Origin of the sequence: Pyxidicoccus sp. MSG2 (assembly GCF_026626705.1) — a bacterium.
GTDB lineage: Bacteria > Myxococcota > Myxococcia > Myxococcales > Myxococcaceae > Myxococcus.
In genome coordinates this window covers 7,914,200-7,927,617 of the sequence record NZ_JAPNKC010000001.1, presented here as the reverse complement: position 1 = coordinate 7,927,617, position 13,418 = coordinate 7,914,200, and the positions used below count along the sequence as shown (strand labels likewise).

Below are 13,418 nucleotides of genomic sequence, written 5' to 3'. Positions count from 1 at the left end.
GCCACGGTGTCAGGGCTCGTCACTGATGAAGGCAAATCCCTCCGACGCGTCGAGCCGGTAGCCGGGGTCCTCGAACACCACGCGCGCGCCGGTGCCCTCGAGCAGCTCGCGCACGAAGCTCACGTGCACGCGCAGGGAGTTGTCGTGCAGGCGCGGGTCATAGTCCGCGTCCCACATGGCGCGCACACACGCCTCCTTCGGCAGCGTGCGCCCCGGCTGCCGGGCCAGCGCGTACAGCAGCCGGCGCGGCAGCACCCGCTTCGCCAGGGAGACGGTGCGCCCCGAGGCGCGCAGCTCGTGCTGGCGCGCGTCCACCACCACCGCCTCCGCGACTCCGGGCGGCGCATCGCCCGCCGCAATCGCGCTCCGTGGGGCCAGCGCGCGGGCCAGCTCCGGAATCAGCTCCGGGTCCACCTCGCCCGCCGAGGCCTCGCGCGCGGCGGCCTCGAGCGCGGCCTGCGCGTCCAGGGTCCGCTCCGCCCGCTGATGGAGCAGGGCTCGCGACAGGTGGCCCAGCGCGCGCTCCAGCGCGAAGTCCTCGCCGCGCGCCAGCGGGTCCAGCGACGCGAGCAGCCCGGTGACGCGCACGCTGTCCCCCTGCATGGCGGCATGGAGGGCCGCGAGGGCGCGCTGGCGGGCGGCCACTCCCGGGCGCACCTCGCGCGGCTCCACGGCGGCGGGGAGCGCCACCTGCCGGGTGACGTCCGCGGCGCGCGCCACCTCCGCGGCCCGGGCCAGCCCGTTCGCGCCCCGGGCGAGGGCGTCGGACTCCACCAGGTCCAGCAGCGCCAGCCCCTCCGCGCGCCGGCCCAGCTCCAGCAGCATGCGCCCGGCGCCGAGGCGCGAGAGGTGACGGATGAAGAGGTAGCCCGCGTGCTCGGCGCGGGCCTCCGTCTCCCGCAGCGCGGCGAGCGCGGCACGCCGCTCGCCGCGGTCCGCCCGGCACCACGCGGCGATGCAGTCCAGCTCCAGCGCCAGCCGGGGCGCGCCCAGCCGGCCCAGCCGCTCGCGCGCCTTCGCCAGCGCGGCCTCTGCCTCCGTAATCCGGCCCAGCCGGCTGAGGATGCCCGCGGACAGGGCCGTCACCATCGGCCCGCGCGAGTCGAGCGGCGCGCCCTCCAGCAGCGACACGCACTGCGCCAGCGGCTCCGCCAGCTCGCTGTCACGGCCCTCGATCCAGAGCATCAGCACGCGCGCGTACGCGCACCAGCCCAGCACGCGCCGGTCCTCCGACGCGGCCGCGGCGGAGTCCAGCATCTCCAGCGACTCGTCCAGCCGGCCCTGGAAGAAGCGCAGCGCCGCCCACGCGAGGAGCTGCTGGAGGAACACCTCCGGCTGGCGCGGCATGGGCATGGACCCGAGCGTCCGCTCACAGGTGTCCACCTCCAGCGAGAAGAGCGCCACGCGCACCAGCACCGTGCCCACGTCCTCGCGCAGCGCGTCCCCTTCCTCCGAAGGCGCATCCTCCAGGGAGGCGCGCAGCTCCAGCAACCCGGCCAGGGCGTGGCGCAAATCCAGCAGTCGCACCAGCGCCCGCGCCCGGGCCAGCCGCACGTCGGCGGTGCGCAGCTCCGGGGGCAGCGAGTCCAGCAGCGAGAGCAGCTCCGCGGCGGCGCCCAGGCGCACCAGGCTTTCCGCCTGCTCGACGATGAAGGCCGCGCGCGCCTCGCGACGGCCGAGGGCCTGGAGGTGACGGCACACCGCGCGCACGCGCACCACGGCGGGCAGCGGCTCGCGCTCGAGCAGCGCCAGCAGCGACTCGTGCGCGGCACGCGCCTCGTCCGGGGTGAGCAGCGAGGTGAGGGCCTCGCGCACCAGGTCGTGCAGGCCGTGCCGCCCCTGTGCGTCCGTCTCCACCAGCAGCCTCGCGCCCAGCCGCCGCAGCGCCTCGCCGGGCCCGTCTGGCTCTCCGCCGGGCAGCACGTCCTGGAGCGCGCCGGGCGGCAGCGGCACCTCGCTGAGCGCCAGCACCGCGGCCAGCCGCCGCTCGTCCCCGGGCAGCGCCGCCAGCGCCGCGCGCACCGGCTCCTCGTCCCCCGCGTCACCGGCATGGGCGCGGCGCAGCAGGAAGGGCACGCCTCGCGAGCGGGCCCACGCGGCGTCGAAGCCCTCGCGCATGCCGTACAGCGAGTCGAGCTGCTCCCACAGGGCGCGGGCCGAGGACTCGGCCAGGCCGTCCAGGCGCAGCTCGAAGCGGTCCGGGCTGGCGGCGCGCCGGGGCACGGACTCGCGCGAGGTGACCAGCAGCGCCCCCTGCCGCAGGCGGCCGCCCACCTCCTCCACCAGCGCGGCGCGCTCCGCCGGCTTCAGCCCGTGCAAATCGTCCAGCACGCACAGCGCGCGGCGCGCCTCCAGCGCCAGGGCCAGGTCCTCCAGGCGCGAGGCATCCGACAGCGCCTGGGCCACGGGCGCGTCGCTCAGCAGGCGGCGCACGTCGTCCACCACGGTGTCCAACGTGTCGCCGGGACGCACGCGCCGGTGCACGACGGGGCCCCGGTAGCGCGCCGCCACCGCCGCCGCCAGCGCGGACTTGCCCACGCCGGGCAGGCCGTAGACGACGCCGGTCCGCACGCGCCGCAGCATGCCTCCGAGGCGTTGCACCTCCTCGGCACGGCCCACGAAGACAGCGGGGGGCCCGAGCCCCTGACGAGACGACGTGTGCATTGGAGAACCATTGTAGGGCCGGAATGACCCGCGCTGGCAGTCACAGCGTTGACGGGCCCGAAAGGCCGCTCGTCAGGCGCCTCTGTCGGCTCCCGTATACATGCGGGGCCGGGCCCCCGGACGTACCGCACCGGAGGCTCGTTTCGGCAACGGGGTGCGAGGCGTGCACACTCCAGTTTCGTACACGCGGCGCCTTCTCAGAAGGAATTGGCGCCGGGAGTGAAACCCACCGCGGCCGAATCGCGCATCATGCCTGCCATCATCCGATGCCCGGGGCTCGTTGCTGGAGTCGCCACGGTGTCATCGGGCCCGCCGTCCGGAGGCGCTCCGATGTGGATTGAGACCATCATCATGCCGCGCGAGGAGTTGGAGTCCTACATCCCCGCGCCGCAGCGAGACCGACGGAACGTCCTCAAGATGGCGGCGAGCGAGGGACGGGCCCTCCGAGACGCCGTGATGGGTTTCCTGGACACCCACCAGCTCTCGGACGCGGTGAAGTGGATGAGCGAGCCGGGCTTCCTTCCCATCATCACCATCCACTGCACGGACCTCGCGCTGTCGAAGCTGCGCGAGGCCGCCGACTTCGTGGTGGGCTGTGCCGCCCCCGTTGAAGCCTACCCGGCGCTGGTCCGCCCGCAGCCCCAGATGGCTCCCGAGGCGATGCTGCCGGCCGTTGCTGCTTACGAACCCCGACTCTGACCCACGCTACCGCCCGCCCCCGCGCTACGCGCGCGTTGACGCGAGGAGCGTGGTGGGCTCGTGCGTGACGGGGAAGTTGACCGAGTTGGCGATGAAGCACTTCGCATGCGCTTCGTGGTGGAGCGCGTGGGCCTTCTCCCGGTCGGAGCCCGCGGCGAGCGTGACGCGCGGGCGCAGCACCACGCCGGTGAAGCGGCCACCGCCATCCGCGTCCTCGGACATGAGGCCCTCGGCCGCGTCCACGTAGTCCATCACCACCACGCCGGCGGTGGCGCACAGGTGCAGGTACCAGAGCTTGTGACAGGCCGACAGCGAGGCCACGAGCAGCTCCTCCGGGTTCCACCGCTTCGGGTCTCCACGGAAGGTCGGGTCGGACGAGCCCGGAATCACGGGCTTGCCCTCCACGCTCAGCTCATGGGCGCGCTCGTAGCCGCGGTAGCTCGCGGTCCCCGCGCCCGTGTTGCCCGTCCACTTCAACGCCACCTTGTAGCGGTGCTCGTGTCCCGACATGACGCCTCCCAGGAGGTCTGGCGCGCGTTGGATATGCGCCGGCCTCCGGGGAGGCAAGTCTTCCCGTCACCGCCTCACGGAGTGGCGATGCGGCGGTAGCGCGCCTCCAGGAGCTGGTAGACGGCGTAGGCCACCAGCCCGAGCGCCACCAGGCCCAGCAGCCACGGGCCGAACGGCTGCGCCGCCAGCGTGCCCAGCGCCTCACCGAGGCCGCCCGCCTCGCCCGGGTCCGCGTCCACGGCGGCCTGGATGAAGAAGGTGCCCACCAGCAGGAACACCACCGCGCGGGCCAGCACGCCGGCCTTGCTGATGCGCTCCACCCACGTGCGCTGGCGCGCGGCCAGGCCCGTCAGGCTCAGCTTCTCCAGCGTCTTCCCCTTCACCACCTGCTTGAACTGGTACACGGCGAAGCCAATCACCCCCACGCCCACCGCGCCCACGAGCACCTGGCCGAAGGGCTTCGACATCAGCTCCGCCGTCATGCTCTTCGTACCCCCGCCCCGGCTGGCATGGCCGCGCAGCAGGTTGAAGGCGAACAGCGCGAGGCTGGCGTGAATCACCCCGCTGATGGCCGGCACGGCGCGCGCGACGAGCCCCTTGCCGGAGCGGCCCTTGCCCTCCACGTCCAGCACCGCCTGCACGAAGCGCCAGACGGCGAAGGCCAGCAGGCCCAGGCCGAGCAGGACGAGCAGCACCGAGCCGAAGGGCTGACGCGCCACCTCCAGCACCGCGCCGCGCGGGTCCGTTGCGCGGCCGCCTTGCCCCAGGGCCAGCATCAGCGCCAGCACACCAATCACCGCGTAGACGGCCGCGCGGGCGGCGTAGCCCACCCGGGCCGCCAGCTCCACGCCGCTCCTGCCGGCCTGCCGCCCCGCGTGCGTCACGCGTCGCAGGTCGGGTCCTCGCAGTGCTCCCGTCGCCATGTCTCCCCCTTGTCGAGTCGAGTCCCCGTCCCGGCAGCCCCTGGGAGACGATGCGCATGGGCAGGCCTTCCCCCAATGGGCGCTCGGCTGGCTGCCCGCCTTCCCGTCCGCACGCGGGCGCGGGACGGCAGCGGGTAGCACCTCTCCCTACTCAAGAGGGCGGTGGGGTCCGCGCGGATTGGCGTCCCCAGGCCTCGACGGGCATGCTCCGGGCGGATTCTGCCCACACATGAGCACCCGTCCTTCCGCTGACCTCCTCCGGCCCCACGCCTCGCGCTCCGACGCCCACCGCCTCGCGGCGAGCCGGAAGCCCTGGCACCGCGCCCTGCCCTGGCTCACCGCGCTCCTCCTCGTCGCCTGCAAGGGCTCGGCGTCCGCGCCTGCTTCGGCCACTGCCTCGAAGCCCGAGCCCGCCGCGCCCGCGGCCGCCACCCCGGCGCCCCAGGCCCCGGCTACGAGCACCGCCGCCGTCCCCGAGAAGGACGACGCGGCCACGCGTGAGGAGCTGGCCGGCATCCTCACCCGCTACCGGCAGAACATCGTCCTCGCCGCGGACGAGGCCGCCCTGGACGAGGACACCCGCGAGCGCGCGGCCATCGTCGGGCGCATGCTCTTCGATGAGAATCGGCACGCGCTGGAGTCCCTCGGCGAGCGGCTGCACGGTGCGCTCACTTCCGGTACCGAGCCCGCGCCCGTCACCGCGTTCCTGGACTGGCTGGAGAAGGACGCCGAGCTGCACGACGCGGACAAGCTCGCCTTCAAGGACACGCTGGCGGAGGTGCGCGACACGCTCGCCGCCCTGCCCTCCGCGCCCGCGTGGAAGGCGCCGCTGCTCGCCCGCGTCGAGGAGGACCAGCGCGCGCTCCAGGCCATCCAGGCCCTCTACGAGAAGGAGATGCAGGCCGTCTTCGGCCGCTTCGACACGCGCGGCATGGCCGTGCGCCGCGAGGCCTGGGAGACCTACGTCACCTTCCTCAAGGGCCGCTTCACCCGCGAGTCCATCCTCAAGTCCTTCGACGAGACGCTGGGCTCGCTGGACGGGAGCATGCGCGGCAAGGGCCCGCGCAAGGAGGACCCGGCCATCATCACCGGCAACTCGCTGCCGCCGAAGACGCTGGTGCTCACCTTCGACGACGGCCCGCACCCGAAGTTCACCCCGTCCATCCTCGCCACGCTGGAGAAGTACGGCGTGAAGTCCATCTTCTTCGAGGTGGGGCAGAACGTCGCCGTGCGCGGCAAGGGCGCGGGCGACGCGGGCACGCTCAACCGCACCGAGGCGTCCGCGTACTCCGAGCGCATCCTCCAGGCAGGGCACCTGCTCGCCAACCACTCGCTGACGCACGCCTTTCTGCCCAAGCTCAGCGACGCGCGGCTGGAGACGGAAATCGACGAGTCGAAGCGCATCATCGAGGAGGTGACGAACAGCCGCATCGCCCTCTTCCGTCCGCCCTACGGCGCGCGCAACGAGAAGGTCGCCGCGGCCCTCGCGGCCCGGCAGCTCAGGGCCTTCCTGTGGAACGTGGATGCGCTCGACTGGAGCGACCCCATCCCCACCTCCATCGCCAACCGCGTGGTGCAGCAGGTGGAGGCCAACGGCCGCGGCGTCATCCTCCTGCACGACGTGCACAGCCAGACGACGGAGGCGCTCCCGCTCATCCTGGAGACGCTCCAGACGCGCGGCTACCGCTTCGTCCTCTGGGACGGCACGCAGATGGTCGGCGACCCGGCGGACGGCGGTGTGCCCGCGGTGGCCACGCCCGCCCCCGCGCCCGCCGCGCTGTACCGCGAGAGCTGGGCGGTGGTCATCGGCATCAACGCGTACCAGAAGTGGCCCAAGCTCTCCTACGCGGTGAACGACGCGGAGGGCGTGCGCGACCTGCTCGTGCGCAAGTACCGCTTCAAGCCGGAGAACGTCACCGTGCTGCTCGATGCGGAGGCCACGCGCGAGCGCATCCTCTCCGTGCTCGGGGACTCGCTGGCGGACCCGAAGAAGGTGCAGCGCGAGGACCGCGTCTTCGTCTTCTTCGCGGGCCACGGCATCACCCGCCGCCTGCCCAACGGGAAGAGCCTCGGCTACATCGTCCCGGTGGACGCGGACACGTCCAACTACCAGAGCACGGCCATCTCGATGACCAACTTCCAGGACATCAGCGAGGCCATGCCCGCCAAGCACGCCTTCTTCGTCATGGACGCCTGCTACAGCGGCCTGGCGCTGACGCGCGGCGGGGCTCCGACGGGCGGCGACGTGCGCAAGTACCTCCAGGAGGTGACGCGGCGGAGCGTGCGCCAGGTACTCACCGCGGGCGGCGCCGACGAGCAGGTGGCGGACCAGGGCCCCAACGGGCACTCCATCTTCACGTGGACGCTGCTCCAGGGCATGGAGGGGCAGGCGGACCTCAACACCGACGGCTACGTCACCGCGTCTGAACTGGCCGCGTACGTGGGCCCCACCGTGTCCTCACTGTCGAAGCAGACGCCCGCCTTCGGCAGCATGCCCGGCAGCGAGGGCGGCGAGTTCGTCCTCGAGCTGTCCCACGAGGGCGAGTTCCTCAGCGAGAGCTCCGAGCAGCTCGACACCGAGGCCATCCAACTCAATGCGGAACTGGAGCGCGTGCGCTCCGAAATCGCCGCGAAGACGGCGCGCAACCAGGCCCTGGCGCGCGAGCTGGAGGCGGCGAAGAGCCAGCTGTCACAACTGCAGGACGCCGGCACCGCGACCACCGTGGCGGCCACGCCGGTGCCGGCCGCCACGCCCCAGGAAGAGGCCCGCCGCCGCGGCGACCGCGGCATGACGCTCTACCGCGAGAAGCGCTACGAGGAGGCCCTGGCCGAGTTCCAGGCCGCCGCGCGCCTGGACCCGAAGGACGCGCAGGCCACCAACAACGTGGGCTTCGTCCACTTCCGCCGGGGCGAGTACGCCGAGGCGGTGAAGTGGCTGGAGAAGACGCTGGAGCTGGACCCGCAGCGCGCGGTGGCCTTCCTCAACCTGGGCGACGCGTACGACAAGCTGGGCCGTAAGCCGGACGCGGCGAAGGCATATGGGCGCTACCTCGCGCTCCTGCCCAACGGCCCCGCCTCGGACACCGTGAAGGAGAAGCTGGCGCGACTGGGCCGCTGAAAGCCTCGCCAGCCCTCCTCCCCTGGAAGCTCACTCCGGCAACAGGGTCATCGTCCCCGGCATCGGCCCGCCGCTGCCGTGGTCGCGGTCGAAGTTGGCGAGCTCGTGCAGCCGGTACATCACCGTGGTGGTGTCGTTGTTTGCCGTCGGCGTCAGCAGGATGGCCATGGCCTCCTCGGGCGTCGCGGCGTCGGCGACGCTCCGCAGGACGTCGTTCTTCACGTCCGTCGGCATCGGGAAGCCGTTGGCGCCCTGGTTCAAATCGATGGCCGCCATGTAGTCCTTCACGATCTGCTGGACCTGCTGGGCCTCGGCATTGGTGAAGGACACCGACACCGTCTCGCCGCTCCCCGTTGCGCCCGGGTACAGGCCCTGCGTGGCCTCGATGGTGCCGGGCATCAGGTCCGGCAGCGTCACCGCATAGGTGTACCCGGACGGGTCCTCGGGGTCCTTCCACTCGCCACTGACGGTGAAGGTGACGGGCCCCTTGGTACCCGTGTACTGGAACTCCGTCGGGCCGCCGGCGTCGTAGGTCGTGGTGACGTACTCGCCGCTCTCGATGGTGGCCTCGCCCAGGTCGAAGAGCATCGTCACCTCCCGGGAGAACGACTCGGAGGCAATCTCCACCGTGGCCGCGTTGGAGGTGCCCATCGCCGGGTCGTTCTTCGGCAGCTCTCCCGTGGCGAGGAAGCGGTTGTAGGCCGCCAGTCCCTCGGGCCGGGAGATGTCGAAGTCCACCTGCCGCGCGGACAGCCCGCTCACCGACAGCGTGTCGGACACGCCCAGCGGGCCGAAGCTGGCCTCGGTGTTGCGCGACACCGCCTCCGTCGGGCCGACGGTGACGCGGACCGTCTTGTCGTCCAGCTTGGAGACAGAGAGGGCCATGCCCTTCGCCCGCTCGACGCTGAGGCCCGCCGTGAAGTCGAAGAGGCCGGCAATGTTCTTGAACGTCAGCGACATCCCGGCCTCCGCGAAGGCCTCGCCGGTGAGCGTCACGGTGGCGCCAACGGGCAGGTTCTGCGGCAGCGTGGGGTTGAGCTGCGCGGCGGCCTGCTCGGGTGTGGTGATGGCCGAGGCAGCCGCGGTCGGCAGCGTCACCTCGTAGCCGCCCCGCACTCCCGTCTGGCCGGTGACGCTGCCAGAGGCCCACTTCGTATCCACCTCCAGCTCCCCCTTCACGCCGACCTCGGCCTGCACGCTGAACGTCGTGGTGCCGGGAGTCCGCGTGAAGCCCGCATCCAGCTGCGTGTACGCGGCCACCGACAGCGAGACGATGCCCGCTTCAATCTTCGCCCCGCCCTCGATTGTGGCCGACCCGGAGATGCCGCCCGGTCCAATCATCATCGAGCCCTTGGCGCTCGCCTCGCGGGAGAGGGTCGCCAGCGGGCCCTTGGGCATGGACGGGGCGGCGTCCGGCACGTTCAGCGGGTTGCGCTGCGTGGTTCCCGGCGCGCTCCCCCCGAAGCTGTCGGTGAACAGGCTCCCCCCTGGAGTGGTGCCCCCCGTCTGCTGCGGCGGGCCCGCGGGCCCCTGCTGCGGGGCGTTGATGGCCCCGTTGTTCGAAGGCAGCACGGTGTTGATGAACTGCCTGAAGCTTCCAATCGGTCCCGGCATGTGAACTTCCCCCTCTGAGACAGTCACGAGGGTTGTCGCGCGGAACGCGGCGGAGGATGAATTAAACCGAGTTAAATCCGCGCCCCGTCAGCCGAACCGCTCCTGGAAGGCGCGCAGGTTGGGGCCGTCCCCGCCCCGCTCCCACACCGCGAACACCACCCGCTCGAAGACGCCCGGGAAGGAGTCGAGGGCCCCGGAGAATGCGTCCGCCGCGTCGTACGGGTCATTGCGGAAGGCGCCGCAGCCCCACGCCCCCAGCACGAGGGTGCGGTGGCCATGGCGTGCCGCCACCTGGAGCACCTTGATGGCCCGCGCGTGCAGCACCTTGCGCAGGCGGTGCACCAGGTCCGGAGCGTTGCGCCGGGCCGAGCCGGCATTGGGCGCGGGCGCGGTGATGAGGGACACGCAGAAGGGCCGCTCCAGCAGCGTGAGCCCCTCGTCCCGGAAGAAGGGCACGTCCGGCGAGTAGATGATGTGGTCCGTGTAGAGCGGCGAGGGGTCCGCGCGGTTGGCGTCGTAGTACTCGCGCTGCGTCAGGAGACACGCGTAGAGCGCCGAGCAGCGCGCCAGGTCCTCCTCCTGCGCCTTCGCTCCGCCCAGGAAGCCGCCGCCCGGGTTCTTCGCCGACGCGAAGTTGAGCGCGACGACGCCCGCCACGCCCTCCCCTTCCACCAGCCTGCGACAGGCCTCGCCCGTCTTCTCCGACGTCACCTCGATGCGGGGCCGGCCCGTGCCCACGGGGGACTCGGGCAGCACCCGCCGTCCGAAGTCACCCGGCAGGTAGAGCTCCGTCCCGTCCCTGGCGTGCTCCACCTCGGCCCGGAGGGAAACGCGCTGCCCGGACGGCGCCACGTACTCCCCCCGCTCCACGATCTCCACCGTCTCCTGCGCGATTCCCTTCAGCGACATGACCTGCTCCCCGACAATCTTCGTGTCACAACAACACGAAGATTGTCGGGGGAACCTGACAGACCGACTGGCCGCCGCGGTGCTACTGGCAGCCGATGCGCGCCGTGTTGCTGACGGCGACGTTGTCGATCCACGCCTCGGAGGCGGACTTGCCCTGCGGGTGGACGAAGCCGTAGCCCACGATGAACCGGTCGAAGTTCCGCATGCCGATCTTGGGGAACGTGTGGGCCAGGGCACCGTCCCTGTAGACCTTGGTGCTGCCGTGGATGCTCGACGCGCTGTCGCGGCGGACCTCCCACTCCAGGCACACCCACTTGCCCGCGGCCATGCCCAGGCTGACCGGAGGGCCCTGGCGGTTCCAGCCCTGGCCATCGCGGAAGGACCAGTCGTCCAGCGCGAAGCCGGTATCCGAAATCACCTGGAGCTCGATGCCTCCGAAGTCGTCATTCAGATTCGTCAGCACGAAGAACGTCCCCATCTGTCCGAAGATGGCGGGCAGGGACTGCAGGTACACGTGCGCGCGCACGAAGAGCTGCGTGCTGAAGGCGGGGATGCGCTTCTCCCAGCGCGAGATGGCATCCCAGTCCTGGCCCACCGGCGCCTTGCTCTCATCCACTCCGTCCGCGGTGATGATGTGCAACCTGCCGCCCACCACCTCGGCGGTGGCGCGGTCCGAGCTGGCGCTCCACCCGTTGGTGCCCTTGTCGAAGGCCTCGCAGATGAGCGAGCCCGTCGGACACGTGGCGGTGGGGCTGACACCCGGGTCCGCGCCCGCGTCGGGGAAGGTATAGGTGCCCGAGTCCGCCCCGGTGCCCGCGTCCGTCCCGGTGCCCGCGTCCGCGGAGACGCCCGAGTCGGGGTTGTTGTCGTCGTCGTCGTTGTTGTCGTCGTTCGAGCACGCCGGCAGCGCGCCCAGCGCGAGCAGCGCGAGGGGCAGCACCACAAACCGATTGAAGCGCATAGGGTCCTTCCGAATCGGGCGCACAGGCCCGGGGGTGATTCCGAGTGCCCGCGGGGCCGGGCTGTCTCTGGGATGAAGGGGTCGGGCGGGCTCCCCGGGCCGGCGCGACCGTCCCGAAGAACTATCACCCGGGCTGGCTCCAGGTCACCCCGGCTGGAGGACCCCTGTAGTCGCCGGGCGTAGCTCCACGCACGCGAGAGCAGGCAGGCGCCGTGTGACAGGGTAGGGCTCCGGGGTGGGACGGAGCCGCCGTCGCAGGTGGGACGCGGGGCCGCCGAAGCCGTGACGGCATGTCACACCCCTGTGCCATGACGGATCTCTCCCGGGCGACGTGCGTCCTCCCGCCCCGCTGGCCCCGGACCTGCAAAACGGTCCGCATCTATTACTTCCGACGCCGGTGTCCCTTCCATGCGGCGTCGTCCCAGAGGAGCGTCATGAGCGCTGGTGTGCCCTTGAGAGTTCCGTTGCGAAGCCAGGCCCTGGTGGTGGCCCTGGCCGTGTACGCGTGTGGAGAGGCCCCGGTCGAGCTTCCCCGTGAGCCCCCGGCGCTGGCCGGAGAGGTCCTGGGAGGCCTTCCGAAAGAGGGAGGCGGAACGACTGTCACCGCGCAGGGCTACGAGCGGCAGGGCAACCTGCGCTCCGGCTTCCTGCGAAGCAGCTACGAGCCCGGCCCGGACGGGAGCATCAGCGGGCCGGTCATCAAGGGCTTCTCGCTGCGCAGCCTCGCGGGCGGCACGGGCTCGGTCGTGGACACGGGCGTCGTCGTCGAGGGCACGCTCCAGGTCCAGCGCAGCGTGCTGTCGGGCACCACGCCGAGCCTCGGCGCCTGCGCCACGCCGACCTATGGGGAGACGCGCGGCTGTGGCTGGAAGTCCGGCGGCCAGTGGCGGTGCGCTCCAGGGGCGAGCATCACGCTCGCCACGGGGGCCTGTGGCGTATCGGGCGCGGAGGACACGATGCTGCGCGTGTGCCGGGGCTCGGCGCCGTGCGAGTACGCGTCGACGGCGAAGCTGGCCTCGAACGACGACGCCTGTGGCACCCGTGCCGCGCACGTGACGTTCACCTGTCCGTCCACGGGCATCTTCTCCGTGCTGGTGGCCCCGTACTGGAGCCACCAGCCGCTGAAGTCCACGGTGGAGGCGGAGGACACCACCACGGCCGCGCCGTACTTCAGCGTCGTGCAGACGGGACTGGCGCTGGCGGGGGCGCCGGTGGAGGCCATCCGGACGGATGGGAGCGTCATCTCCATGCGCATCGCGGCCGTGTATGACGAGCTCGGCCAGAAGTACGTCCACCCGGGCCTCTACGGCACCGGCACCACCTGGCGCTACTTCGTGCAGGAGCCCCGGGCCGACGGCCAGTGGGAGCCGCTGTGCGGTGCCGACGTGGACGCGCAGGATGACGGCGGGGGGCTGCCGGTGGCCATTCCCGTCACCGGCTGGTGGGACGAGCACGCCAGCCGCAACGAGGACGCGCGCCTGTTCACCTTCTCGTGTGGCCGGGGCGTCATCACCAAGTGCTACCGCTGGGGCTACCGCCCGTGGGACGAACTCTCGGCACAGGGCACCGGCCTGTCGGCGGCGATGCTCCACCAGACCTGCACCCGCATGGCGCGCGCGGACTACTGCGGCAATGGCCAGTCGTGGACGCAGCCCAACACGCCCATCAATCTCTGGGACACGGTCGGCATCCAGACCCATGACGCGCCCCAGGAAGACCACTTCTTCGAGGCGGGCTGGATGCCTTGGGGTGCCACGTGCCTGCACGAGAAGCGCTGGTCGAATGCGCCGGACAATGTCTTCTACGAGGGCTGCCCCAACCTCTTCGACCACCTCCAGACGCCCACCGGTATCGAGCGGGTGCCCCGCTACTGCGAGAGCCCGGAGGAAGCCCTGAAGAAGGACGGCCGGACACCCCTCTTCAACGAGTCCGCCCAGAACCTCTTCCCACCCAGGGAGTGAGGGACGCCGACTGGCGGAGACTGGCGGCGAACGCGGAAACGGGGTCCACTTCGGGGCAG

At 71.8% G+C, this 13,418-nt stretch carries 9 protein-coding genes; 3 read left to right on the top strand and 6 right to left on the bottom strand.

Features of this window, described 5'->3' with window-relative positions; translation table 11 throughout:
- Positions 1 to 9 precede the first annotated feature (9 nt).
- Positions 10 to 2,664 (bottom strand): winged helix-turn-helix domain-containing protein, encoded by a 2,655-nt coding sequence (locus OV427_RS31100; RefSeq protein WP_267859831.1) that lies wholly within the window; start codon positions 2,662 to 2,664, stop codon positions 10 to 12.
- A gap of 330 nt (positions 2,665 to 2,994) precedes the next feature.
- On the opposite strand from OV427_RS31100, the gene OV427_RS31095 reads away from it, so the two are divergent.
- Positions 2,995 to 3,363, top strand: coding sequence for a hypothetical protein (locus OV427_RS31095; RefSeq protein ID WP_267859830.1), 369 nt, complete (start codon positions 2,995 to 2,997; stop codon positions 3,361 to 3,363).
- Between the two features lie 24 nt (positions 3,364 to 3,387).
- Here OV427_RS31095 and OV427_RS31090 read toward each other — a convergent pair whose 3' ends face one another.
- Entirely contained in the window at positions 3,388 to 3,873 is a 486-nt protein-coding gene (locus OV427_RS31090; protein ID WP_267859829.1) for an OsmC family protein, read from the bottom strand.
- A gap of 74 nt (positions 3,874 to 3,947) precedes the next feature.
- Entirely contained in the window at positions 3,948 to 4,796 is an 849-nt protein-coding gene (locus OV427_RS31085; RefSeq protein WP_267859828.1) for a DUF1206 domain-containing protein, read from the bottom strand.
- A gap of 229 nt (positions 4,797 to 5,025) precedes the next feature.
- On the opposite strand from OV427_RS31085, the gene OV427_RS31080 reads away from it, so the two are divergent.
- Positions 5,026 to 7,914, top strand: a complete 2,889-nt coding sequence (locus OV427_RS31080; RefSeq protein ID WP_267859827.1) for a polysaccharide deacetylase family protein — start codon at positions 5,026 to 5,028, stop codon at positions 7,912 to 7,914.
- Positions 7,915 to 7,944: 30 nt separating this feature from the next.
- Here OV427_RS31080 and OV427_RS31075 read toward each other — a convergent pair whose 3' ends face one another.
- From OV427_RS31075 to OV427_RS31065, 3 genes are all read right to left on the bottom strand, one after another.
- Complete coding sequence (locus OV427_RS31075; protein WP_267859826.1) at positions 7,945 to 9,528, bottom strand: hypothetical protein; 1,584 nt, start codon at positions 9,526 to 9,528, stop codon at positions 7,945 to 7,947.
- 87 nt (positions 9,529 to 9,615) lie between these two features.
- Positions 9,616 to 10,437 carry a TIGR02452 family protein gene (locus OV427_RS31070; protein ID WP_267859825.1) on the bottom strand — a complete coding sequence of 274 codons (822 nt, stop codon included), beginning with the start codon at positions 10,435 to 10,437 and terminating at the stop codon, positions 9,616 to 9,618.
- Between the two features lie 82 nt (positions 10,438 to 10,519).
- Entirely contained in the window at positions 10,520 to 11,398 is an 879-nt protein-coding gene (locus OV427_RS31065; protein WP_267859824.1) for a hypothetical protein, read from the bottom strand.
- 464 nt (positions 11,399 to 11,862) lie between these two features.
- On the opposite strand from OV427_RS31065, the gene OV427_RS31060 reads away from it, so the two are divergent.
- On the top strand, positions 11,863 to 13,359 hold the full coding sequence (locus OV427_RS31060; RefSeq protein WP_267859823.1) for an ADYC domain-containing protein: 1,497 nt from the start codon (positions 11,863 to 11,865) through the stop codon (positions 13,357 to 13,359).
- Positions 13,360 to 13,418 lie beyond the last annotated feature (59 nt).